The sequence below is a fragment of the Variovorax paradoxus genome (genome assembly GCF_009498455.1).
Taxonomy (GTDB): Bacteria; Pseudomonadota; Gammaproteobacteria; order Burkholderiales; family Burkholderiaceae_C; genus Variovorax; species Variovorax paradoxus_H.
On the sequence record NZ_CP045644.1, the window covers coordinates 6,084,067 to 6,107,570 of the forward strand.

The window sequence follows — 23,504 nt, forward strand, 5'->3', positions numbered from 1 at the left end:
GGACTCAGATCGCGAACCCGTCATCGGCTGCGATGACCGCGCCGTTCACGAAATGGCTCTCGCCGCTGGCCAGCAGCACGATCAGGCCGTCGAGGTCTTCGGGCTTGCCCACGCGCTTGCGCGGCAGCATGCTGACCAGCTTGGCGCCGCGCTCGGTGCTCCAGTGCTCCTCGTTGAGCTCGGTCGTGATGTAGCCCGGGCACAGCGCGTTCACGTTGATGCCGAAGCGGCCCCACTCGAGCGCCATGGCCTTGGTCATCTGCACCACCGCGGACTTGCTCATGCAGTAGGTGCCGATCTGCGGCATGACCTTCAGCGCCGCCGACGACGCGATGTTGATGATGCGTCCGCCGATGTAGGTGCCCGGCGCGGTGCCCTGGGCGCGCGCCAGCATGCGCTTGCCGACCTCTTGCGCGACGAAGAAGGAACCCTTCACGTTGGTGTCGAAGATGTAGTCGTAGTCGTCGGGCGTGACGTCCTGCAGGCGCTGCGTGGTGCTCACGCCCGAGTTGTTGACCAGGACGTCGATGGGCCCGACTTCGGTTTCGGCGCGCGCCACGGCGGCCTTGATGCTGCCGATGTCGGTCACGTCGAGCTCGACCACGTGGGCGTCGTGGCCCTCGCCTTCGATGCGCGCGCGCAGCTCCTTGAGCTTGTCGACGCGGCGGCTGGCCAGCACCACGGCGGCGCCGGCACGGGCCAGCGTTTTCGCGAACTGGGCGCCCAGTCCGCTGGAGGCGCCGGTGACGAAGGCCACGCGGCCGGAGAGATCGATGCTGTAAGCCATGGGCAGAATCCTGTGGAGTCGCGCAGGTGACGCAGGGCGCCTCGCCTGCGGGCGACAAGGAGCACCGCCGGACGCCGCATAAAATGCCCGGCGAACCGGGACGCCCCCGCGCCTCTAAAAATCATTATCGACCCAACCCACATGACGCACGACGAAATCCTCGCCCAGTTCGGCCCTCGCGAAGCCATGGAATACGACGTGGTCGTGGTCGGCGGCGGCCCCGCCGGCCTCTCGACCGCGATCCGCCTCAAGCAGCTCGCCGCCCAGCAGGAGAAGGAAATCTCCGTCGTGGTGCTCGAGAAGGGTTCCGAGCCCGGCGCGCACATCCTGTCGGGCGCCATCATGGACCCGCGCGCGCTCAACGAACTGCTGCCCGATTGGCAGGAACTCGGCGCGCCGCTGAACCAGCCCGTGACCGACGACGCCATGGTGTTCCTCGGCGAGAAGTCGGGCCTGCGCACGCCCAACGCGTTCCTGCCGGCCTGCTTCCAGAACCACGGCAACTACATCATCAGCCTGGGTGCGTTCACCAAGTGGCTGGCGCAGCAGGCCGAGAACCTCGGCGTGGAAATCTTCCCGGGCTTCCCGGCCGCCGAAGTGCTCTACAACGAGAACGGCTCGGTGCGCGGCGTCGCCACCGGCAACATGGGCGTCGGCAAGGACGGCGAGCCCACCGAGAACTTCCAGCTCGGCATGGAACTGCTGGGCAAGTACACGGTGTTCGCCGAAGGCGCACGCGGCCACCTGGGCCGACAGCTCATCGCGAAGTTCAAGCTCGACGAAGGCCGCGACCCGCAGACCTACGGACTGGGCGTCAAGGAAGTCTGGGAAATCGACCCCAAGCGCCACCAGCCCGGCTTCGTGCTGCACACGGCCGGCTGGCCGATGAAGAGCGACACCTACGGCGGCGCGTTCCTCTATCACATGGAGGACAACAAGGTCACGATGGGCTTCATCACGGGCCTGGACTACAGCAACCCGTACCTGAGCCCGTTCGAGGAAATGCAGCGCTGGAAGCTGCACCCCAACATCCGCTGGTACCTCGAGGGCGACGAAGCCAAGGGCATCAAGCCCGCCAAGCGCATCGGCTACGGCGCGCGCGCCATCACGGCCGGCGGCCTGATGTCGCTGCCCAAGACGGTGTTCCCGGGCGGCGCGCTGGTCGGCTGCGAAGCCGGTTACCTGAACGTGAGCCGCATCAAGGGCAGCCACGCCGCCATCAAGACCGGCATGCTGTGCGCCGAAGCCGCGTTCGACGCGGTCATGGCCGGCCGCCAGCACGACGAGCTCACGGCCTACCCCGCCGCGTTCGAGAAGAGCTGGCTCTACACCGAGCTGAACAAGGCGCGCAACTTCAAGGCCTGGTTCAAGAAGGGCCTGGGCATCGCGACGCTCATGAACGGCGTCGAGCAGTGGCTGCTCAAGGGCCACATCCCATGGACCCTGCGCCGCAACAAGCCCGACCACCAGTACCTGAAGCCGGCCGCCGAGTGCAAGCCCATCGTCTATCCGAAGCCGGACGGCAAGCTCACCTTCGATCGCCTCTCCAGCGTGTTCATCAGCAACACGAACCACGAAGAGCAGCAACCCGCCCACCTGACGCTGAAAGACGCGTCGGTGCCGGTCAACGTCAACCTCGCCAAGTTCGCCGGCCCCGAAAGCCGCTACTGCCCGGCCGGCGTGTACGAGTTCGTGCCCGACGAAGCCAGCGCCGGCAAGGAGCGCCTGCAGATCAACGCGCAGAACTGCGTGCACTGCAAGACCTGCGACATCAAGGACCCGACGCAGAACATCGTCTGGGTCACGCCCGAAGGCGGCGGCGGTCCGAACTACGTGGGCATGTAAGCCCCGCCGCATCGATGCATGCAAGCCCTCTTCGGAGGGCTTTTTTCATGGCGCGTCAGGCGAGGTACGCGGCGACCTCGTCGGGCGTGAGGAAGTGCACCAGCGACACCTGCGGGTGCTGCTCGGCGTGCAGCACGTGGGTGAACCCGTTCCAGCCGCGCGCGGGCTTGTCGTCCGTCTCCAGCGCGACGAGCACCAGCCGGCCCTGCCTGCGCGCGTTCTCGCGCAGCGTGCCTTCGCCCCAGGACCACGCCATGCGGTCCACCAGCTCGCCCTTGGCGTAGGCGGTCGCCTGCAGCCAGAGGAACGAGGCGGCATCGCTGTCGCCGTCGCGGCGCGTGCGCGGCGGTTGCCGGATGCCCAGCGTCTGGGCGTGCGTTTCCATCAGGTCCTGCAGCAGGGTGAAGGCGTGGAAGTTGTTGTTGAGGCCCTGGGCGCGAACGACCATGCCCGCGCGCGACGTCGGCAGCAGGACCACCAGCTCGTCTTCGTACGACAGCAGAGCCGCGGCGCGCAGGAAGTGCAAGGCCTCGAAGGGCAGCGAGTCGTTGGCGTACATGGCCTCGACGTGCGCGAGCAGGCCTTCGTCCGCCACCAGCGACTGGTGGTTGCGCACGTCGCGCACCACCATGGTCATGAGCGGCAGCACCAGCAGGTCGACCGCGCGCTGGCGCGCATCGACCTCGAAACGCGCCTGCGGCGACAGCGACGCGAGCGCCGCTTCGGCGGCCTGCCAGGCGGCGAGTTCGTCCTCGTCCTGCGGTTCCTCGTCGTCTTCGTCGGGTTCGTCCGGCTGCGCCGCGCAGTACGGCGCCAGCGACGCCAGCAGGCGCCCCGCCAGCTGCCGCACGGCGTCGAACATGAGCTGCGGATCGGCGCCGTTCTCGACCAGCGCGCCGCAGAACACCGCCAGCAACGCGGCCCGGTGCGGATGCAGGTCGCCGAGCTGCGCGAGGGCGGCGCGCAGCACCTCGTCCTTCGCCGCGCCCTCCACCACCTCGAAGTAGAGCCCGCGGACCTCCGGCCGCTTGAAGAAGGAAGCCTGGGTGTCGAGGTCGGCGTCCTGCAGCACAGGCAAACGCAGGGTGGCGAGGAGATCGGGAGGCAGCATGGGCATGCGCAAATTGTGCGGCACCCGCCGACGCTATCCTCGCGAGGCAAGGACACAAGGAGACAGGACCTCATGCACATCGTCATCACCGGCGGCGCCGGCTTCCTGGGCGCGCGACTGGCCCGCACCCTGCTGGCCCTGGGGCCGTTGTCGCTCGCAGGCGCCCCCGCCCGCGACATCGCACGCATCACGCTAGTCGACCGCGCACCGCCGCCACCCGACCTCGCGGCCAACCCGCGCATCGCAGCCGCCACCGGCGACCTCAACGCGCAACTGGCCGACGACGGCGCCACCTTCTGGCGCGAGGCCGACGCGGTGTTCCACCTCGCGGCCGCCGTCAGCGGCGAATGCGAGGCCGACTTCGACCTCGGCATGCGCAGCAACTTCGCCGCCACGCACGGCCTGCTCGAAAAGCTGCGCGCGCTCGGCACGCGGCCGGTGCTGGTGTTCTCCAGTTCGCTCGCCGTGTTCGGCGATTCGCCCGAGCAGCCGCTGCCCGCGCTCATCGACGACCACACGCTGCCCACGCCGCAGACCAGCTACGGCATCCAGAAATTCATTGGCGAGCAGCTGGTGGCCGACTACACGCGCAAGGGCTTCGTGCGGGGGCGCAGCGTGCGCCTCATGACGGTGAGCGTGCGGCCCGGCCAGCCGAACGGCGCGGCCTCGGGCTTCTTCAGCGGCATGATCCGCGAGCCGCTCGCCGGCCTGCGCGCGGCCTGCCCCGTGCCCGACGAGACGCCCGTGGCCATCGCCTCGCCGGCCCGCACCATCGAAGGCATCGTGCGCGCCGCGGAGGCCGGCGATGCCGAATGGGGCCCGCGCACCGCGCTCAACCTGCCGTCGCTCGCCACCACCGTGGGCGAGATGGCCGCTGCGCTCGAACGCGTGGCCGGCCGCGCCGCCACCGACCTGCTCGACCGCACGCCCGACGCCGCCATCGGCCGCATCGTGAAGACCTGGCCGGGCCGCTTCGACACGCCGCGCGCCCGGGCCCTGGGCCTGGCGCCCGACGAGAGCTTCGACGCGGTAATTCGCGCCTACGTCCGTGAAAGTCCCGACGCGGTGAAACTGCTTATTCGTGCATAGTCAATTCTTTGCGTGAAACCGGTCTCAGGCTGTTTTGCGCGCCCCCTTTTTTCACCCGAGGAGACAGACAAATGAAGTTGACCCGACTGGCCGCCGGCCTGGTTCTGGGCATGGGCATGGCCTGCGCCGCTTTTGCGCAGACGACCATGAAGATCAGCATTTCCACCGCGCAGAACTCGCACCAGGGCGTGGCCATCGACACCTTCGCCAAGGAAGTCGAAAAGCGCACGGGCGGCCGCTACAAGGTCCAGACCTTCTACAACGGCGCGCTCGGCGGCGAACGCGAGTCGATCGAAGCGGTGCAGCTGGGCACCCAGGAACTGGCCTTCTCGTCGACCGGCCCGATCCCCAACTTCGTGCCCGAGACCAAGATCCTCGACGTGCCCTTCCTGTTCCGCGACAAGGCGCATGCACGCGCCGTGCTCGACGGCCCCATCGGCCAGGAAATGCTGACCAAGTTCGACGCCAAGGGCTTCAAGGCGCTGGCATGGGCCGAGAACGGCTTCCGCCACATGACCAACAGCAAGCGCGACGTGAAGGCCCCCGAAGACCTCAAGGGCCTGAAGATGCGCACGATGGAAAACCCGGTGCACATCGCCGCCTACAAGGGCTTCGGCATCGTGACCACGCCGATGGCCTTCCCCGAGGTGTTCACGGCACTGCAGCAGGGCACGGTCGACGGCCAGGAGAACCCGCTGCCGGTGATCATCTCGGCCAAGTTCGACCAGGTGCAAAAGCACCTCTCGCTGACCGGCCACGTCTACTCGCCCTGCATCTTCGTGATGAACAAGGGCACCTTCGACAAGCTGAGCGCGGCCGACAAGCAGGCTTTCCTCGACGCCGCCAAGGAAGGCACCAAGGCCAACCGTGCGCGCGTGGACGAAGACGACGCCAAGGGCGTGGCCGACCTGCGCGCCAAGGGCATGACCGTGATCGACAACGTCGACAAGGCCAAGTTCGTGGCGGCGCTGACGCCAGTCAATGCCCAGTTCGAAAAGGACTTCGGCAAGGCCAACCTGGACAAGATCCGCAACTTCAAGTAACTCCCCGGCGGCTGTCCTCCTGACAGCGTCGATGCCCGCCCAGCTTTGTCTGGCGGGCTTTTTTCGTTGAGAACCCGAAGAAACCGAAAAAACCGAACCATGCGAGCTGTTGTGTATGAAAGATAAATTCCTCGGCATCGAGCGCTGGACCACCGGCGTGTCGATGGTCGCAGCCTGCCTGATGCTGGTGATCGCCTCGGCGCTGGGCGTGTTCCAGATCGTCACCCGCTTCGTGCTGGAGCAACCCGCCGAATGGAGCGAGATCCTGATCCGCGTGAGCCTGATCTGGATGGTGTTCCTGGGCATTCCGATGGCCTTCCGCCAGGGCGCGATGGTCAGCGTCGACGTGCTCTACCGCTGGAGTTCGCCGCGCCTGCGCCGCGTGCTCGACGCCGTGGTGGCGCTGGCCGCACTGGCGCTGATGCTGGTCATTCTGTGGTGGGGCTGGGACTACGCGATGCGCGGGCGCGTGCAGTCGATGGCCGGCCTCGAAAGCCTGTCGATGGTGTGGGCCTACCTGGCGCTGCCCGTCGGTTCCGTGTTCTGTCTGTTCGGCATTGCCGGCAATTTTCTCGATCCCAAGCGGCTTGAGCTGGAGACCGCGCAATGAGCGTCGTGATGGTTGCAACGATGGTGCTGTGTTTTGCACTGTCGGTGTCGGTGGCCGTGTCCATCGGTCTGGCGTCGATCCTGGGCATCCAGGTGACGAACGCCAACATGCTGATCTCCGTGAAGGAGATGTTCAATTCGATCAACAAGTTTCCGCTGGCGGCCATTCCGTTCTTCATCCTGGCCGGCAACCTGATGGAAACCGGCGGCATCTCGCGCCGACTGGTCGAGTTCGCCAAGAGCATCGTGGGCGGCGTGCAGGGCGGCCTGCCGATGACCTGCGTGCTGACCTGCATGATCTTCGCGGCGGTGTCGGGCTCGTCGGTGGCCACCACCTTCGCCATTGGCGCCATCCTGATCCCGGCGCTCATCAAGCACGGCTACCCCACGTCGTACGCGGCCGCGCTGCAGGCCACGAGCGCCGAGCTGGGCGTGATCATTCCGCCGTCGATTCCGATGATCCTGTACGGCGTGAGCGCCGAAGTCTCGATCGGCGAGCTGTTCATCGCGGGCTTCGGCCCCGGCATCCTGATCAGCGGGGCACTCATGCTCTTCGTGTGGGTCTACTGCAAGTGGAAGGGCTGGGGCAAGACCGACGGCGACGGCCGCATGCCTTTCGGGCGTGCGCTGTGGCAGGCCGGCTGGGCGCTCTTGATGCCGGTGATCATCCTGGGTGGCATCTACGGCGGCATCTTCACGCCGACCGAAGCCTCGGCGGTGGCGGTGTTCTACGCGCTCGTCGTGGGCATGGTGATCTATCGCGAGATCAAGATCACCGACCTGTTCGCGATCCTGCGCAAGTCGGTGCTGTCGTCGGCGGTGATCATGTTCATCATCGCCAACGCCGGCCTGTTCGCGTTCCTGATCACGCGCGCCGGCGTGCCCGACGCCATCGGCCACTGGCTGCAGGACGTGCTGAAGTCGCCCGCGATGTTCCTGCTGGGCGTGAACGCGGCGCTGTTCGTGATCGGCATGTTCATCGAGACCAGCGCGGCCATCATCGTGCTGGCGCCGATCCTTGCGCCGGTGGCGGTGCATTTCGGCGTCGACCCGGTGCACTTCGGCCTGATCATGGTGGTGAACCTGGCGCTGGGCATGATCACCCCGCCCTTCGGCGTGAACCTGTTCGCGGCCTGTACGGTGGCGCGCATCTCGCTCGACCGGATCGTGAGGCACCTGATCCCGTTCGTGCTGGTGATCCTGGGCTGCCTGCTCATCATCACGTACGTGCCCTGGGTCTCGCTGTCGCTGCGCGACCTGGTCTACAGCCGGTAGACGCAGGCACCACGCCCACCCGCACACGGCGGGCGGCCTTCGCGGGCCGCCCGCCGTGTCGTTTCAGCGCTTCGGTTCCTGCTGCAGGTACTGGCTCGGCGGCATGCCGAGCGTGCGGCGGAACATCGCGGTGAAGGCGCTCGGGCTCTCGTAGCCGTGTGCCAGCGCCACCTCCAGGATCGACGCGCCCGCGGCCAGGCGCGGGAGGCTCAGCAGCAGCCGCGCCTGGCGGCACCACGCACCGAAGGTCATGCCGGTCTCGCGTTCGAACAGCCGCGCCAGCGTGCGCGCGTTCATGTGCAGCCGCGCGGCCCAGCCGTCGAGCGTGGCGGGCTGCGCGGGGTCGCGGATGAGCGCTTCGCACAGCGCGGCCAGGCGCGCGTGGCGCGGCATCGGCACATGCAGCGACAGCGCGGGCGCAGCCTCGATCTCGTCGAGGATCAGCTCCATCACGCGCTCGTCGCGCCCGCCCGGCGGGTAGTCGAGCGGCAGCGACACGGCCGCGACGATCAGCTCGCGCAACAGCGCCCCCACATGGATCACGCGGCAGTCGGTGCCCAGGTCGGCGCGCGTGCCGGGCTCGACGAAGACCGTGCGCATCTTGACCTCGCGCGCCATGCGCAGCTGGTGCGTCATGCCGGGCGGCACCCAGACGCCGCGCCCCGGCGGCACCACCCAGCTGCCGGCCGCGGCGCTGACCATCATCACGCCCGAGATCGCATGGATGAGCTGGCCGCGGCGGTGCGCATGCGGCGGAATGAAGGCGTCGCCCGCCGGATCGGTGGCCAGCACGGCCACGGCGCGCGGGGTCGACTCGCCTTCTTCGGGGCGCAAGTTCAGTTTGTCCATTTCACGACGATGTTTGCACATTCATAGCGAGAACATCTTTCCGTGTCTTCCTACGATGGCTTTTCACCCTCTTTTTCTCCCATCGGACATCGAAGAAAGAAGCCATCGAATGAACACGCGCCGACTCGGGCTGCTCACCGGCACCCATGCCGTCAACGACCTCTACCAGGGCCTCGTGCCCGCGCTGCTGCCCTTCATGGTGCTGGAACGCGGCTACAGCTACACGGCCGTGAGCGGCCTGATGCTGGCGGCCACCGGGCTGTCGAGCGTGGTGCAGCCGCTGTTCGGCCTGTACGCCGACCGCCACCCGCGCGCCTGGCTGGTGCCCGTGGGCTTCCTGGTGGCGGCGCTGGGCGTGGTGCTGGCGGGCCTGAGCCAGAGCTACCTGCTGACCTGGATCGCGGTCGCGCTGTGCGGGCTGGGCATCGCGGCCTACCACCCGCCCGCCACCGTGGCGGCGCGCGCGGCCGGGGGCGCGTCGCAGAAAGCGATGAGCGTGTTCTCGGTGGGCGGCACCATCGGCGCCTCGTTCGCGCCCGTGCTGGCGGCCACGGTGGTGGGCGGCGGCAGCCTGTCGCGCAGCTACCTGCTGGGCATTCCTGCGGTGGCGATGGGCGTGGTGTGGGTCGCGGTGAACGCGCGGCGCGGTGCCGTCGCCAGCCACGCGGCCGCCGCGGCGGCGCGCGCCGCGCAGGCCCGCACCCAGGTGCTGAAACCGCACAACGACTGGCGCGCCTTCAGCCTGCTGGTCGCGACCATCGTGGGCTGGTCGATCCCGTACGTCACGGTGCTGTCGATGCTCTCGCTGCGCATCACGCGCGACCTGCACGGCACCACCTTCCAGGGCGCCGCGGCGCTCACCGCCTTCACTGCAGCGGGTGCCGTGGGCACGCTGGCCGGCGGCTGGCTCGGCGACCGCATCGGGCGCATGGGCACGATTCGCTGCGGCTACCTGCTCGCGCTGCCGGCGATGGCGGGCCTCGTGCTCGCGTCGACCCCGGGCGCAGCGCTGGCCTGCACCGCGTGGCTTGGCATGAGCATGTTCCTGCCCTTCGCCGCGCAGGTGACGCTCGCGCAGGACTACCTGCCGCGCAACCCGGCCACCGCCAGCGGCATCACGCTCGGGCTCGCGCTCTCGGTCGGCGGGCTGGTGTCGCCGCTGTTCGGCCTGCTGTCGGACGCACGCGGGCTCGGCGTGACGCTCACGGTGGTGTTGTGCGTGCTGTGCGTTGCGACCGTGCTGGCCTTGCGGCTTCGCAACCGCGCGGTGCAGGTGATGGCGGGCGAGGCTGCTGCGGCCTGACCCCAACCCCGCGCCTCTCGTGCGCAGGGCACCGGGTGCTTCTCGCAGCGAAATCAAGGAGGAGCCGAAGGCGGGGGACATTCGCGGAGAGAAGTACCCGGTGTCCTGTGCACACGCCTGAACAACGGACCACCGAAATCCGTGGGCCATTCAACGCCGCGCGCGCCCTCTTTCACTGCCAGAATCGACGCAAGCTTCGACGTCGAGCCTGACAGACAAGAAGAAGGAAAGAGGAAGGAGAAGGACGCCATGCACCGAATCGTCGCCCAAGGGAGCAGCCTTGCCGCCGCCGGCCTGCTGGCCACCGCCGGTTTCGCGGCCCCGCCGGCCGCCGCGCCTGTGCCGTCGTCTGCGGCAGCACCCGTCGTTGCCGCGAGCCCCGTCGCCCATCTCGCTGAAGTGGAAGCCGCGGTGCGCGCCTGGGCCGCGGCCTGGTCCGCGCGCGACGTGGAGCGCTACCTCGCCGCCTACGCGCCCGACTTCACCCCCGCGCGCGGCCAGACCCGCGAACGCTGGGAGGCCGACCGGCGCGCCCGCATCACGGGCAAGTCGCGCATCAGCGTGGGCATCGAGGGGCTGGTGATCAGCATCCAGGGCACGTCGGCCAGCGCGGAGTTCCGGCAGGTCTATCGCGCCGATGCGCTCACCGAAACCGACCGCAAGACACTCGAGCTGCAACGCATGGGCACGCGCTGGCTGATCCGCAAGGAAAACAGCGCGGGCAACTGATCCGCGCCGCCATTTCCCTGTAAGGCAAATGGTTCACGAAGGTGTCACCACTTGCAACGATGCTGCAGCCTTCGACCTCCGAAAGCTGTGGCTGCCATGTTCCCCACCAAGACCGAGAAGGCCCGCGACGAACTCCAGGCCGGGCAGCGCACGCTCAGCCAGCGTGAGCGCGCCCTGCTGCTCATGGCCGACGGGCGGCGCTCGCTGACCGACTTCAGCCCGCTGTTCCCGAGCCGCGGCGAGGCCGAGCAGGCGATCCAGGGCCTGATGCAGCGCGGCTACCTCCAGGACGCGCGGCCGGTGCCGGTCCAACCGCCGCCCGCTCCCACGTCCGCTCCGACCGCCGAGCCGATCCAGGTCGCCACGTCGGCCGACAGCTTCGACGGCAAGCGCTCGCTGGCCACCACGCGCATGTTCCTGTTCGACATCTGCGAGCGCATGTTCGTGCGCCGTGACCCGCGATTCGCCAACCAGATGCGCGACGCCCTGCGCGAGGCGCGCGACCGCGAGGCCATGCTGACCATCGCTGCGCTCATGCTCTCCGAGATCGAGAAGGCCGCCGGCCCCGAGCGCGCCGACTCGCTGCGCGAGCGCATCGACAAGCTGCTGCCGCTGGCCGAAACCGTGCACTGAACCTGGCGGCTGCGGGTCGCCATCCCTCAACCAGGGGACGCGGGCCCCCGGGGCTGCTTGCTAGAACCCAACTCCCAAAACAAGGAGGTTCAGCATGCCGAGTCCGAAGAGCTATCACTTCACGCTTCCCAAGTCGAAACGACCGGGCGAAGTCTCCCTCAACGAGCCGTGGTACCCCGGCGTGCAGCCCTACTGGCCGACGTGCACGACGAAGCGATCGGTCGATCCGATCATGGGCATCACCACGGTGGTCATTCACGCAACGGCCGGTGGGTCGTCTGCCGGCGCCATCTCGGTGATGAAAAAGCCGACCGATGCCGCCTCTTTCCACTGGCTGGTGCCCGATGAAGATGAGGACCAGCACGGCGAACTCGTCTGGGCCTGCGTGCCGGAGGCGCTCGCGGCATGGCACGTGCGCAATGCGGCCTCGCATCCCGATGTGAACGACGGCGCCAGGCGCGTCAACCACTGGTCGCTTGGCATCGAGGTCGTGAACAAGCAGGAGCTCGACCCGTTCTCCCCTTGGCAAGTCGAGATCACGGCCCGCATCGTTCGCCATTGCTGGGCCAAGTACCCCAACCTCGCCCACGTGGTCTCGCACGCCAAGCTGGACCCGGACCGCCGCACCGATCCGGGCACCTTGTTCGATTGGGAGCGCTTCAAGCATCTGGTGCTGAACGGCGAGGCCGATGCCATTCCCGTGGCGGTCGCTTCCGCCAAGCCGCTCTCTGAACTGCCGGCGTCCGAGGCGCTGGGGTGCTGCCACACCTGAGGCCCCCACGAGCACTTCGACACCAGCCCCGGCCCCGCGATCCACTACACTCGCCGGGTCAGGAGAGAGCCCCGCATGACGGGGCCGCCGAAGGCGCAGGGGATCCCCGAACGCTCAGGCAAAAGGACTGACAAGACGCCGGCCACCACCGGCGTTTCCTTGCTGGAGAGAGGCCGTGGCATTGCATGCGGCCCACCGAAGGAGCAAACCCCGATCGTGGGGCGAATCTCTCAGGTAAAGCGGACAGCAGGGGTGGCCCGTGGCGTTGCAGCCATGGATTTCGACTGCCCCTTTGGAGTGCCCCGTGGCCGCTTCTTCCGCTTCCTCCGACGCCCAACTTCTCAAGACACCGCTGTACGACCTCCACGTGGAGCTCGGCGCGCGCATGGTGCCTTTCGCCGGCTATTCGATGCCGGTCCAGTACCCCGCGGGCCTCATGGCCGAGCACAAGCACACGCGCGACGCGGCCGGCCTGTTCGACATCTCACACATGGGCCAGTTGCGCCTCGTCGGCCCCGATGCCGCCGCCGCCTTCGAAACCCTGATGCCCGTCGACGTGATCGACCTGCCGGCCGGCAAGCAGCGCTACGGTCTGCTGCTGAACGACGAGGGCGGCATCCTCGACGACCTGATGTTCTTCAACGAAGGCCACGGTTCGCTCTTCGTGATCGTCAACGGCGCCTGCAAGGTGGCCGACATCGCCCACATCCAGCAGAAGATCGGCGCGCGCTGCGAGGTGCAGCCCCTGCCCGACCACGCCTTGCTCGCGCTGCAGGGCCCGCAGGCCGCCGCCACGCTGGCGCGCCTGTCGCCCGGCATCGAGCGCTTCGTGTTCATGACCGGCGGCGCGGTGCAGATCGGCGGCATTCCCGCCTTCGTCACGCGCAGCGGCTACACCGGCGAAGACGGCTTCGAGATCTCGGTGGCCGGCAAGGACGCCGACGCCCTCGCCCGCCTGCTGCTCGCGCAGCCCGAGGTGAAGCCCGTCGGCCTGGGCGCGCGCAACTCGCTGCGGCTCGAAGCCGGCCTGTGCCTGTACGGCAACGACATCGACACCACCACCACCCCGGTCGAAGCCTCGCTCAACTGGGCGATCCAGAAGGTGCGCCGCGCGGGCGGCGCGCGCGAAGGCGGCTTTCCGGGCGCGGCCAAGGTGCTGGCCCAGTTGGCCGCCGTCGCCTCGGGCGCGGCCGGCCACACCGACCATGACACGCTCACGCGCAAGCGCGTCGGCCTCGTCGCGCTGGAACGCATTCCGGTGCGCGACGGCACGCTGCTGCAGTCGCTCGAAGGCCAGGACATCGGCACCGTCACCAGCGGCCTGCTCGGCCCCACGGCCGACCGCTGCGTGGCCATGGGCTACGTGGCCGCCGCCTTTGCCGAACCCGGCACGCGCGTGCAGGCCATCGTGCGCGGCAAGCCGGTGCCAATGGAGGTGTCGACGATGCCTTTCGTGCCGACGCGCTACTACCGCGGCTGAGCGCCACTGAACACCGCAGACCCGGCTAGGCTCTGCACCCCGATTCAATTTTTTCCACGAGGAGTTTTTTCATGAGCATCAAATACACCAAGGACCACGAATGGGTGGCGGCCGAAGGCGGCGCCGCCACCGTGGGCATCACCGTGCACGCGCAGGACGCGCTGGGCGACGTGGTGTTCGTCGACCTGCCCGAAGTCGGCAAGACCTTCGCCCAGGGCGAAGTCGCCGGTGTGGTCGAGTCGGTCAAGGCCGCCGCCGATGTGTTCATGCCCGTGTCGGGCGAGATCACCGAAGTGAACGAAGCGCTGCGCGCCGACCCGTCGCTGGCCAACAGCGACCCGCTGGCCTCCGGCTGGTTCTTCAAGGTCAAGCTGAGCGAGCCCGCGCAGCTCGACGCCCTGCTCGACGCGGCCACCTACGACAAGTTCGCCGCCGAATCCTGATCCGCTGAACCGCAGCAGTTTCTTCGCACCTTCGTTCCTTCCCCCCGAGCCTTCACCGCCATGCCGATTCCCGCCCTTCCCTCTTTGCAAGAACTAGAGAACGCCGAAGAATTTCTCGCCCGCCACATCGGCATCGATGCAGCGGACGAGGCGCGCATGCTGCCGGTGATCGGCTCGGAAACGCGTGCGGAGCTCATCGACGGCATCGTGCCGGCGGCCATCCGCCGTGCCCGGCCGATGCGCCTGCCCGCGCCGGTGACCGAAGCCGACGCGCTGGCCGAGCTGAAGACGCTGGCGTCGAAGAACAAGGTGTTCAAGAGCTTCATCGGCCAGGGCTACTACGGCACGCACACGCCGGGCGTGATCCTGCGCAACATCCTCGAGAACCCCGCCTGGTACACGGCCTACACGCCCTACCAGGCCGAAATCTCGCAGGGCCGCATGGAAGCCCTGCTCAACTTCCAGACGATGGTGTGCGACCTCACGGGCATGGCCATCGCCAACGCCTCGATGCTCGACGAGGCCACGGCAGCCGCCGAGGCCATGACGCTCGCCAAGCGCAGCGTGAAGAGCAAGAGCAACGTGTTCCTCGTGTCGGGCGATTGCCACCCGCAGACCATCGAGGTCATCAAGACGCGCGCCGCGCCGCTGGGCATCGAGGTCAAGGTGAGCACCGTGTCGGAAACGCTGCCGCACCTGATGGTGAGCGGCGAGTTCTTCGGCGTGCTCGCGCAGTACCCCGCCACCACCGGCCACGTGCACGACCTGCGCCCGCTCGCGGGCCACGCGCACCAGTGCGACGCCGCCTTCATCGTCGCGGCCGACCTGCTGGCGCTGACTCTCTTGGTCGCCCCCGGCGAGTTCGATGCCGACATCGTCTGCGGCACCACGCAGCGCTTCGGCATGCCGCTGTGCAACGGCGGCCCGCACGCCGCCTACCTGGCCTGCCGCGATTCGTTCAAGCGCTCGCTGCCCGGTCGCCTCGTCGGCGTGAGCGTCGACACGCACGGCCAGCCCGCCTACCGCCTCGCGCTGCAGACGCGCGAGCAGCACATCCGCCGCGAAAAGGCCACTTCGAACATCTGCACCGCGCAGGTGCTGCCGGCCGTGGTCGCCAGCATGTACGCCGTGTACCACGGCCCCGACGGCCTCACGCGCATTGCGCAGCGCGTGGCCGTGCTCACCGCCATCCTCGCCAAGGGCCTGTCGCAGATGGGCCGCGAGCCGGTGAACTCCACCGCCTTCGACTCGCTGACGATCCGCACCGGCGACGACACGGCTGCGATCATCGAGCGCGCGCAGGCCGGCGGCGTCAACCTGCGCCAGCGCCTGCAGCAGCACCTGGGCATTTCGCTGGACGAAACCACCACGCGCGCCGACATCGAAACCCTGTGGGCGCTGTTCGTGCCCGCCGGCACCGCGATGCCGCGCTTCGACGAACTGGCCGAGAGCACCACGCCGCTGATTCCCGACGACCTGCGTCGCACCAGCGCCTTCCTCACGCACCCGGTGTTCAACACCCACAAGAGCGAAACCGCGATGCTGCGCTACATCCGCAGCCTCTCGGACAAGGACCTCGCGCTCGACCGCAGCATGATCCCTCTGGGCAGCTGCACCATGAAGCTCAATGCGACCAGCGAGATGATCCCCATCACCTGGCCCGAGTTCGCGAACATCCACCCCTTTGCGCCCGCCGACCAGCTGCAGGGCTACGCCCAGCTCGACGCGCAGCTGCGCGCGTGGCTGTGCGAGGCCACGGGCTACGCGGGCATCAGCCTGCAGCCCAATGCGGGCTCGCAGGGCGAGTACGCGGGCCTGCTGGCCATCAAATCGTTCCACGAAGCCAAGGGCCAGGGCCACCGCAACATCTGCCTGATTCCCTCGTCGGCGCACGGCACCAACCCGGCCAGCGCCCAGATGGTGGGCCTGCAGGTGGTGGTGACGGCCTGCGACGCGCAAGGCAACGTCGACATGGACGACCTGAAGCGCGCCTGCGAAAAACACAGCGCCCACCTGGCCGCCGTGATGATCACCTACCCGAGCACGCACGGCGTGTTCGAAACGCGCGTGAAGGAACTCTGCGAACTCGTGCATGAACACGGCGGCCGCGTGTACGTCGACGGCGCCAACATGAACGCGCTGGTCGGCGTGGCCGCGCCGGGCGAGTTCGGCGGCGACGTGAGCCACCTGAACCTGCACAAGACCTTCTGCATTCCGCACGGCGGCGGCGGCCCGGGCGTCGGCCCGGTCTGCGTGGTCGAAGACCTCGTGCCGTACCTGCCGGGCCATGCGACGGCCGGCGTGCCCTCGAACGGCGTGGGCGCCGTGTCGGCCGCGCCGCTGGGCAATGCGGCCGTGCTGCCGATCAGCTGGATGTACTGCCGCATGATGGGCGCCAAGGGCCTGCAGGCCGCGACCGAAACGGCCATCCTCAGCGCCAACTACATCAGCGCACGCCTCAAGGACCACTACCCCACGCTGTACGCGAGCCCCAACGGCCACGTCGCGCACGAGTGCATCCTGGACCTGCGCCCGCTCAAGGACACCAGCGGCGTCACCGCCGAAGACGTGGCCAAGCGCCTCATCGACTACGGCTTCCACGCGCCCACGCTGAGCTTCCCCGTGCCCGGCACGCTGATGGTCGAGCCGACCGAAAGCGAACCGCTGGCCGAGCTCGACCGCTTTGTCGACGCGATGATCGCCATCCGCGGCGAGATCCGCCGCGTCGAAGAAGGCGTCTGGTCGAAGGACGACAACCCGCTCAAGCACGCGCCGCACACCGCCGCGAGCCTGCTCGGCAGCGAGTGGAGCCACCCCTACTCGCGCGAACTCGGCGCGTTCCCGCTGGCCGAACTCAAGCAGGCCAAGTACTGGCCGCCGATCGGCCGCGTCGACAACGTCTACGGCGACCGCAACCTGTTCTGCAGCTGCGTGCCGGTGGGCGACTACCAGGAAGCCGAAGAGGCCTGACGAAGGTGCAGGCGGCGGCGCCTGGCCGCCGTCAGCCTTCGCGGCGGTACATCGCCCACTTCACGGTGAGCAGGTCCGCGGCGATCTTCGCGGCGTTCACGCCGGCATAGGCTTCGGACGGATCGAACTCGAAGCCCGCCTGGTAGCGCTTGATGTGCGCGTAGTCCCGGTCGAAAGTCATCGGGCCCATGAGTTCGGTGGGGTCGGTGCCGGCGGGAAGCGCCAGGAATTTTTCGGGGTCGGTGGTGCTCTGGTAGAGATCGACGCTCATCAGGTTCATGGCTTGCCCTCGGAGTCTGGAGCACAAATCATCTCGGCCCTTTGCTGCGCATGCAATCGGCCTGCGCCTACACGGCGTGCAGGCGCGCAGCACGCGCGCTGCACGCCCTCTCGCGTCAGGGCTGCTTCTTCTTCGCGAGGTCGCCCGTGGCGATCCGCTCGCGAAAGCCGCGCAGGCTGGCCTTCATCTTGCGCTCGTTCTCGGGGCCCATGCGCACCAGGATCTTCTGGCCGGCCGAGAGCGATTCGAGCTTCGGATCGGCGTATTCGTAACGCACCCAGGGCCGTTGCGAGGGAATGTCGCCCTTCACCTCGACCAGCTTCACCTGCACCGGCCCCGTGGGCTCCGGCGCCTGCAGCAGGTGGTCGATCACGGCGATGAAGCGGTCGTTGAAGTAGCGCCCCGGATAGCCCAGCTCTTCGTACGCCTGCTGGAACAGCGGGTACAGCCGCGCATACACTGCCGCCGCCTTGGCCGGATCGACCGACCCGGCCAGCATCACGATGCCGTTGTAGCGCGCCGCGTTGTTCGCCGCGATGGTCTGCACACCGCCCTGCGGCGGCCCTTCGGTGATGAAGCGCTGCGGCGCGGGCCGCACCGGCCACTTGCTTGCGGGCGCCTGCTCGCGCGGCAGGTTGTCGACCGTGGCAACGAAGCGCCGCACCACGCCGTCAGGCTGCAGATAGGCCGCCACGGCCTTGCCGCCCAGCAACTCGGTGATCGCCTTGATCACGCGCGCATCGGAACCGGGCAGCGCGGGCAATGCGGCGTCGGGCGGTGCGAGCACCTCGACCGGGTTCTGCGGGCCCGTCAGTTCCGCGGCCTTGAGCGGCTCGGGGGGCGGCGCGTCGTTCGGAGCGATGGCCACGGGCGCGGTCGGCAGCGGTGCCAGTTGCTGCTGCTGGTACCAACGCCAGCCGAAATAAGCGGCCACCAACACGACGAGCGCGAGGCCGATGATGGTGCCCATCGGCGCTTCTTTGCGGGGTCGGAATTCGGGGGTGTCGCGGGGGGACTCGGCGTCGGACATGGGCGGTTTCCTTTTGCGGGATGGCAGTGGGGAGACGAAAGGCAATGGTGCATCAGGATGGCCCGCAAGGGCCGCACGATCGCCACGTTCTCGTAACCCCCTGTGACGCCCCGATCGCGCCGAAGTTCAGTCGCTCAGCACGCCCGCATCATGCGGCGCACGCGCGCGGATCAGCGCGCCGTGGCGTGCGGGGTTGCGCCCGCGCTGAGCGCCTGCAGCCACGCCAGCGTGCCCTGCAGCTCGGCCGGGCGGATTTCGTGCGCGCCCGGAAAGTCCGAACCCGACAGCGCCAGCGGCAGCCCGCGCGCCAGTTCGCGCGTGGCCTGCGCGGCGCTCGGCGGAATCACGTTGTCGGCGCTGCCGTGGCTCACCCACAGCGCCTTGCCCGCGAAGGCCTCGGGCGAAGCGATGTGCGGCACCACCTCGGGCAGCAGCCGGCTGTGCCACACCAGCGCGGCGCGCAGCTTCTCGGGCTGCGTGAGCAGCAGCGACAGCGACATGATCCCGCCCTGGCTGAAGCCGCCGACCACCACGCGCTCAGGCGGAATGCCCAACTGCTGCGACGCCGACGCGACCATCTCGCCGATGAGGAAGCGGCTTTCGCGCTCCTGTTCCTCGTCGATGCGGCGACCGCCGTCGGCCAGCACCTGGAACTCGAACCACGCATAGGAACCAGGCGACAGCACGTACGGCGCGCGCAGGCTCAGCACATGGAACTGCGGCGGCATCATGCGCGCCAAACCGAACAGGTCTTGCTCGTTGCTGCCCACGCCGTGCATCAGCACGAGCAGCCAGGGTTCAGGGCCACCCGAGGGTGCGGGATGGTGCAGGAACTGCAGAGGCAGATGGAGCGATGTCATGGGTGAGAAGTGGCTCGAAAAAAAGACGGGCGGCGCGGCTCAGCGAAAGCCCTTGGCCAGCGCCCGCGTGACCTCGGCCGACGACACCTCGCGGCAGCCGGTGGCGTTCTGCCCCGACCACAGCGGAGAAAAATCGCCGCTGCCCTGCGCCTCGGCCTTGGCGCGCAGCGGCGCGATGCCCGAGGTGGCGAGCGGGAATTCCGGCGCCGGGCCGATGGGCCCGAGCTCGCGCATCACGCGGTTGACGATGCCGCGCGCGGGCCGGCCCGTGAACAGGTTGGTGAGCGCCGTGTGGCGCGCGGCCTCGCCCTTGAGTGCCGCGCGGTGCAGCGCGCTGGTCGTGGCCTCGGGTGTCAGCAGATAGGCCGTGCCCACCTGCACGCCCGCCGCGCCCAGCGCCATGGCCGCAGCCACGCCGTCGGCATCCGCGATGCCGCCGGCCGCGATCACCGGCACCTTCAGGGCGCGCACCAGCTGCGGCAACAGCGCGAAAGTGCCGATCTGCTTCGTGAGGTCGTGCGACAGGAAGTGCCCGCGGTGCCCGCCGGCCTCGAGCCCCTGTGCGATGACCGCGTCGGCGCCGTTCGCCTCGAGCCACAACGCCTCTTCGACGGTAGTGGCCGAGGCCAGCACCTTCGCGCCCCAGCCGCGCACCTGCGCCAGCAACGCCTCGGGCGGCAGGCCGAAATGGAAGCTCACCACCGGCGGCTTGAACTCGGCGAGCAGGTGGGCCACGTCGGCGCTGAACGGGTTGCGCCCCGGCCCGGTCGGAATGGCGGCAGGATCGATGCCGAACTCCGCGTAGTACGGTGCCAGCGCGCCGCGCCACGTGGCTTCGCGCGCATCGCTCGGCACCGGCGGCGTGTGGCAGAAGAAGTTGACGTTGTAGGGCTTGTCGGTGCCGGCGCGGATCGCTGCAAGTTCGCTGCGCATCGCATCGGGCGCGAGCATCGCGCACGGCAGCGACCCGAGGGCGCCGGCGTTGCTGACCGCGATGGCCATCGCGCTGCCCTGCACGCCGGCCATCGGCGCCTGGATCAATGGAAGTTCGGTGCCGAGGATCTGTTGCAAGGTCGTCATTCGGGGGCGCTCCTGTGTCCGTGTGTCGAATGGCGGCATTCTGCGGCGAAGCCGGTGGGCGCCGTGGCTGCGGGGTCATCGCGGGCGCAGCCGCCCGTCGGCTCAGCGCTTTACTCCTCGCTGGTCCACTCCACCTGCACGCCCAGGCTGCGCAGGTTTTCCACGAAGCGCGGGTGCGCGCGTCGGATCGGCGTGGCGTTGCGGATCTCGGACTTGCCTTCGATGCTCGCGGCCACCATGAACAGCGCGATCGCCACGCGAATGATGTAGGGGCTCTCGACCACCGCCGGCGTGAGCGCATGGCCGCCGAAGGTGATGAGCCGGTGCGGATCGGACGAGAACACGTGCGCGCCGAACTTCGACAGCTCGCCGGTCCAGCCCAAGGCACCGTCGTACACCTTGTTCCAGAACATGGCGTTGCCCTGCGCGCGCACGCCCAGCGCAATGAAGATCGGCAGCAGGTCGACCGGGAAGTACGGCCACGGCGCGGCCTCCACCTTGGTGAGCACGTTGCTCGTGAACGGCGTCTGCACCTTCAGCGGACCGGTGCGGATGGCGCGCGACCAGCCGTCGGCATGCTCGATCTGCACGCCGAACTTGGCGAAGGTGCGGTCGATCAGCGGAAAGTTGCCGGGCGCGGTGTTGCGCACCACGACGTCGCCGCCCGTGATCGCGCCCAGGGCCAGGAAGGTGGTGATCTCGTGGAAGTCTTCGTCGAAGCGAAACTCGCCGCCGCCCAGCGTGGCGCCGCCATGCACCGTGAGCCGCGAGGTGCCCATGCCCTCGATGCGCACGCCGATCATGGCCATGAAGCGGCAGAACTCCTGCACGTGCGGCTCCGAGGCGGCGTTGGTGAGCGTCGAGGTGCCGCCCGCGGCAGCCGCGCACAGCACGAAGTTCTCGGTGGTCGTCACCGAGGCGTAGTCGAGCCAGTGGTCGGTGGGCGTGAGGCGGCCGGGCGCATACACCAGCAGCGAGCCCTCGGTGCGCTCCACCTCGCCGCCGAAGCGCTGGAACACCTCGACGTGCGGATCGATCTCGCGCACGCCCAGCGTGCAGCCCTTGACGTTGTCTTCGAGCCGCGCCACGCCGAAGCGCGCCAGCAGCGGCGGCACCAGCATGATCGACGAGCGCATTTCCTCGGGCAGCCGGTGGCGGGCCGCGTCGAACGCGGTTTCGCGGTGGTGCAGCTCGAGCGTACCGCTCTCGTGGTCCATGCGGACCTCGCTGCCCAGCGTGCGGAAGATGTCGAGGATCTTGCGCACGTCGGTGATGTCGGGCACCCCGAGCAGCCGCAGCGGTTCGCCGGTGAGCAAGGTGGCGCAGAGCACCGGCAGCACCGCGTTCTTGTTGGCGGAGGGAATGATGCGGCCGCGAAGGGGCGTACCGCCGTGCACGATGAGGTTGGACATGAAGGGGGCGAACAGAGGGGGCGAAGGCACGAACTGTTCGCGCCGGACGGCGGAACTTTACCGTTGGAAACGACGGGTTTCCGGGGGCTCAGTTGTAAGAATTTGGATACGCACGCGGCGCACAGGTGCGGCCGCGGCGTTATCTGGAAGGCCCGTCAGGCCTTGCGCTGGAAGCCCGGCGCCTGGTCGACTTCGGTCGGCTTGTAGATCTTGTGCGCCGCCGTCGCGGTGCCCGCGTCGGCCACCACCAGCAGGCGCCACAGCGGCTCGCGCACGGCGCACAGGCTTTCCTCGGGCGTGAGCGCGAAGGTCGGCAGCGCCGGGGCGGTGCCCTTCACGACCACCTTGAGCAGCATCGCGCCCTTGGCGTTCGACACCTCGATGTCGTAGCCCAGCGCCTTGCTGGTCACGTCTTCGGCGTTGTAGCCATAGCCCTTGAAATGGCCCATGACATAGGCCATGGCAGCGGCCTGGACGGCGTCCGTCGTGGTCGGGCCGGCCGGGGCGGCGTCTGCGTCGTCATCCGCCGCCACGCTGCCACGGGCCTTCGCGGCCGCGATGTCGGCCTCGGTGGGCACCCAGCCGCGCGCACCGCGCACCAGCACCGCGAGCTGCTGCTCGGGTTCCCAGCTCGCCACATGCCATTCGGCGTCGTCGCGCACGCGGGTCGACACCTTGGCGCTCTTGTTGCTCTCGAGTTCGGCAATGGCCACGCGGTTGGTCTGCAGCACGGCGCGGAAGCCCTGGCCGGCGTCGAAGGTGCGCTTGAGCAGGGCCAGGCGGTCCTTGGCGCGCTGCGCCTGCTGGGCGCTGCGCACGCCGCCGCCGGGGCGGCGCTGGGCGTCGAGCGATTCCAGGTAGAACCAGCGGCCACCGGCCGCCACGCTCACGTACTCGCCCCAGATGGTGGCGATGACGTTGTCGCCCGTGGCGAGCCAGGCGTGCTCGAACGGCTTGTCGCGTGCGTCGAACACCCCCATCTTGGCGACGATTTCGACCGGCGTGAGGCGCGGTCCGGAGAGCCGCATCTCATCGATGGCGGCGAGCACGGAGGGGTCGACTTCCTTGTCCATTCAGCGGAATTCTGGCGAGTTGGGAGGGGGTGGGAGTATGCCGCATCGGGCATGCCCCCCGGGCGTGGCGCGCCCCGGCGCGTGTACCCTGCGTGCCTTGAAAGCCCCCGCATGCACGACCTGCTGACCTCCTATTTCTGGCATGGCGACACGCTGCGCAGCCGCAGCGTGGGCGGCGTCGTGCACGCGGCCCTGCTCGACGTGCCCGAGCCCCCGGCCCGCCTCGTGGCCGATTGGCAGCGCGAGATTGCCACGAACGTGCCGCTCGAACCCGGCGATGTCGAACCCATGCCGCTGGCCCGCGCGCGCACGCGCTGGCCCGATTACGCGCGATGCGTAGGCGCGATGTCCGACTGGCTGGCCACGCTCGGCCTGCCCGCGACGCTGCTGCCCGCCAGCGACGTCGCCCTGATGGCCTGCCGCGGCGCCCGCTACCACCACGACGGCGCGCAGTACGGCGGCGCGGCCTTCTGCAACCTCTTTCTCAGCGACGACAAGGGCCTGGACGTGCATTTCCCCGTCACGGGCCAGCGCATTGCGCTCACGCGGGGCACGGCGCTGCTGTTCGACACGGGCCAGCCCCATGCCGTCGTGCCGCGCGGCAGCGACCACGTCTTCGATGCGGCCGATTTCCCGGACAGCCAGGACCTCACGCAGCTGTTCCTGACCTGGGAGCTGCCGATCGAAGACGCGCAGGTGGCGCGCCTGCTCGGCATCAACTTCGATGTCGATCCGGTCACCGCATCGCGGCTCGAGGAAGAACAGGTCCGCGTGAACGGCGAACCGGCCGAGGTCTGCGCGAGCTCCGGTCGCTGGCGCAGCGCCCCGTAG

22 protein-coding genes and 2 riboswitches are annotated in these 23,504 nt (G+C 68.8%); of the genes, 13 read left to right on the forward strand and 9 right to left on the reverse strand.

Translation table 11 applies throughout. From position 1 onward, the window contains the following. Window positions 1-4: 4 nt before the first annotated feature. Window positions 5-787 carry an SDR family oxidoreductase gene (locus tag GFK26_RS28075; RefSeq protein ID WP_153284850.1) on the reverse strand — a complete coding sequence of 261 codons (783 nt, stop codon included), beginning with the start codon at window positions 785-787 and terminating at the stop codon, window positions 5-7. Window positions 788-928: 141 nt separating this feature from the next. Between GFK26_RS28075 and GFK26_RS28080 the strand changes: the two genes are divergently transcribed. Further along, a complete protein-coding gene (locus tag GFK26_RS28080; protein ID WP_153284851.1) occupies window positions 929-2,632 on the forward strand; it encodes an electron transfer flavoprotein-ubiquinone oxidoreductase in 1,704 nt (567 codons plus the stop codon). Window positions 2,633-2,687: 55 nt separating this feature from the next. On the opposite strand, the gene GFK26_RS28085 is transcribed toward GFK26_RS28080, so the two are convergent. Continuing rightward, window positions 2,688-3,749, reverse strand: a complete 1,062-nt coding sequence (locus tag GFK26_RS28085; protein ID WP_153284852.1) for a hypothetical protein — start codon at window positions 3,747-3,749, stop codon at window positions 2,688-2,690. Window positions 3,750-3,815: 66 nt separating this feature from the next. On the opposite strand from GFK26_RS28085, the gene denD reads away from it, so the two are divergent. From denD to GFK26_RS28105, 4 genes are all read left to right on the forward strand, one after another. Beyond that, on the forward strand, window positions 3,816-4,832 hold the full coding sequence (gene denD, locus GFK26_RS28090; protein WP_153284853.1) for a D-erythronate dehydrogenase: 1,017 nt from the start codon (window positions 3,816-3,818) through the stop codon (window positions 4,830-4,832). 71 nt (window positions 4,833-4,903) lie between these two features. Further along, complete coding sequence (locus GFK26_RS28095; RefSeq protein ID WP_153284854.1) at window positions 4,904-5,875, forward strand: TRAP transporter substrate-binding protein; 972 nt, start codon at window positions 4,904-4,906, stop codon at window positions 5,873-5,875. Window positions 5,876-5,990: 115 nt separating this feature from the next. After that, window positions 5,991-6,485 (forward strand): TRAP transporter small permease, encoded by a 495-nt coding sequence (locus GFK26_RS28100; protein ID WP_153284855.1) that lies wholly within the window; start codon window positions 5,991-5,993, stop codon window positions 6,483-6,485. Beyond that, window positions 6,482-7,759 (forward strand): TRAP transporter large permease, encoded by a 1,278-nt coding sequence (locus tag GFK26_RS28105; RefSeq protein WP_153284856.1) that lies wholly within the window; start codon window positions 6,482-6,484, stop codon window positions 7,757-7,759. Before GFK26_RS28100 ends, GFK26_RS28105 begins: the two co-directional genes overlap by 4 nt. A 63-nt stretch (window positions 7,760-7,822) precedes the next feature. Here GFK26_RS28105 and GFK26_RS28110 read toward each other — a convergent pair whose 3' ends face one another. Continuing rightward, window positions 7,823-8,608 (reverse strand): AraC family transcriptional regulator, encoded by a 786-nt coding sequence (locus GFK26_RS28110; RefSeq protein ID WP_153284857.1) that lies wholly within the window; start codon window positions 8,606-8,608, stop codon window positions 7,823-7,825. Between the two features lie 109 nt (window positions 8,609-8,717). Between GFK26_RS28110 and GFK26_RS28115 the strand changes: the two genes are divergently transcribed. The 7 genes from GFK26_RS28115 to gcvP all read left to right on the forward strand — a co-directional run bounded on the left by GFK26_RS28115 (window position 8,718) and on the right by gcvP (window position 16,938). Next, window positions 8,718-9,911, forward strand: coding sequence for an MFS transporter (locus tag GFK26_RS28115; protein ID WP_153284858.1), 1,194 nt, complete (start codon window positions 8,718-8,720; stop codon window positions 9,909-9,911). A gap of 249 nt (window positions 9,912-10,160) precedes the next feature. Continuing rightward, window positions 10,161-10,640 carry a hypothetical protein gene (locus tag GFK26_RS28120; RefSeq protein WP_153284859.1) on the forward strand — a complete coding sequence of 160 codons (480 nt, stop codon included), beginning with the start codon at window positions 10,161-10,163 and terminating at the stop codon, window positions 10,638-10,640. Window positions 10,641-10,736: 96 nt separating this feature from the next. Further along, entirely contained in the window at window positions 10,737-11,273 is a 537-nt protein-coding gene (locus GFK26_RS28125) for a hypothetical protein (RefSeq protein WP_153284860.1), read from the forward strand. Between the two features lie 94 nt (window positions 11,274-11,367). Continuing rightward, window positions 11,368-12,045, forward strand: a complete 678-nt coding sequence (locus GFK26_RS28130; protein ID WP_153284861.1) for an N-acetylmuramoyl-L-alanine amidase — start codon at window positions 11,368-11,370, stop codon at window positions 12,043-12,045. A 49-nt stretch (window positions 12,046-12,094) separates the two neighbouring features. After that, window positions 12,095-12,185: riboswitch (glycine riboswitch) on the forward strand. A gap of 12 nt (window positions 12,186-12,197) precedes the next feature. Continuing rightward, a riboswitch (glycine riboswitch) is annotated at window positions 12,198-12,302 on the forward strand. A 47-nt stretch (window positions 12,303-12,349) separates the two neighbouring features. Further along, a complete protein-coding gene (gene gcvT, locus GFK26_RS28135; protein WP_153284862.1) occupies window positions 12,350-13,525 on the forward strand; it encodes a glycine cleavage system aminomethyltransferase GcvT in 1,176 nt (391 codons plus the stop codon). A 71-nt stretch (window positions 13,526-13,596) separates the two neighbouring features. Further along, complete coding sequence (gene gcvH / locus GFK26_RS28140; protein WP_153284863.1) at window positions 13,597-13,968, forward strand: glycine cleavage system protein GcvH; 372 nt, start codon at window positions 13,597-13,599, stop codon at window positions 13,966-13,968. Window positions 13,969-14,028: 60 nt separating this feature from the next. Further along, window positions 14,029-16,938 (forward strand): aminomethyl-transferring glycine dehydrogenase, encoded by a 2,910-nt coding sequence (gcvP, locus tag GFK26_RS28145; protein WP_153284864.1) that lies wholly within the window; start codon window positions 14,029-14,031, stop codon window positions 16,936-16,938. A gap of 31 nt (window positions 16,939-16,969) precedes the next feature. Here gcvP and GFK26_RS28150 read toward each other — a convergent pair whose 3' ends face one another. The 6 genes from GFK26_RS28150 to GFK26_RS28175 form a co-directional block, all read right to left on the reverse strand. Next, window positions 16,970-17,218: a hypothetical protein gene (locus tag GFK26_RS28150; RefSeq protein WP_153284865.1), complete on the reverse strand. Its 249-nt coding sequence runs from the start codon at window positions 17,216-17,218 to the stop codon at window positions 16,970-16,972. 115 nt (window positions 17,219-17,333) lie between these two features. Continuing rightward, a complete protein-coding gene (locus GFK26_RS28155) occupies window positions 17,334-18,248 on the reverse strand; it encodes a DUF3014 domain-containing protein (RefSeq protein ID WP_153284866.1) in 915 nt (304 codons plus the stop codon). Between the two features lie 170 nt (window positions 18,249-18,418). Next, window positions 18,419-19,108, reverse strand: coding sequence for an alpha/beta hydrolase (locus tag GFK26_RS28160; RefSeq protein WP_153284867.1), 690 nt, complete (start codon window positions 19,106-19,108; stop codon window positions 18,419-18,421). Between the two features lie 39 nt (window positions 19,109-19,147). Then, a complete protein-coding gene (locus GFK26_RS28165) occupies window positions 19,148-20,188 on the reverse strand; it encodes an NAD(P)H-dependent flavin oxidoreductase (RefSeq protein WP_153284868.1) in 1,041 nt (346 codons plus the stop codon). 110 nt (window positions 20,189-20,298) lie between these two features. After that, window positions 20,299-21,600 (reverse strand): UDP-N-acetylglucosamine 1-carboxyvinyltransferase, encoded by a 1,302-nt coding sequence (locus GFK26_RS28170; RefSeq protein WP_153284869.1) that lies wholly within the window; start codon window positions 21,598-21,600, stop codon window positions 20,299-20,301. Between the two features lie 155 nt (window positions 21,601-21,755). After that, window positions 21,756-22,673: a protein NO VEIN domain-containing protein gene (locus GFK26_RS28175; protein ID WP_153284870.1), complete on the reverse strand. Its 918-nt coding sequence runs from the start codon at window positions 22,671-22,673 to the stop codon at window positions 21,756-21,758. A 111-nt stretch (window positions 22,674-22,784) separates the two neighbouring features. Here GFK26_RS28175 and GFK26_RS28180 point away from each other — a divergent pair, with 111 nt between their 5' ends. Beyond that, the gene (locus GFK26_RS28180; RefSeq protein ID WP_153284871.1) at window positions 22,785-23,504 is read left to right on the forward strand and encodes a hypothetical protein; all 720 of its coding nucleotides are present in this window, start codon (window positions 22,785-22,787) and stop codon (window positions 23,502-23,504) included.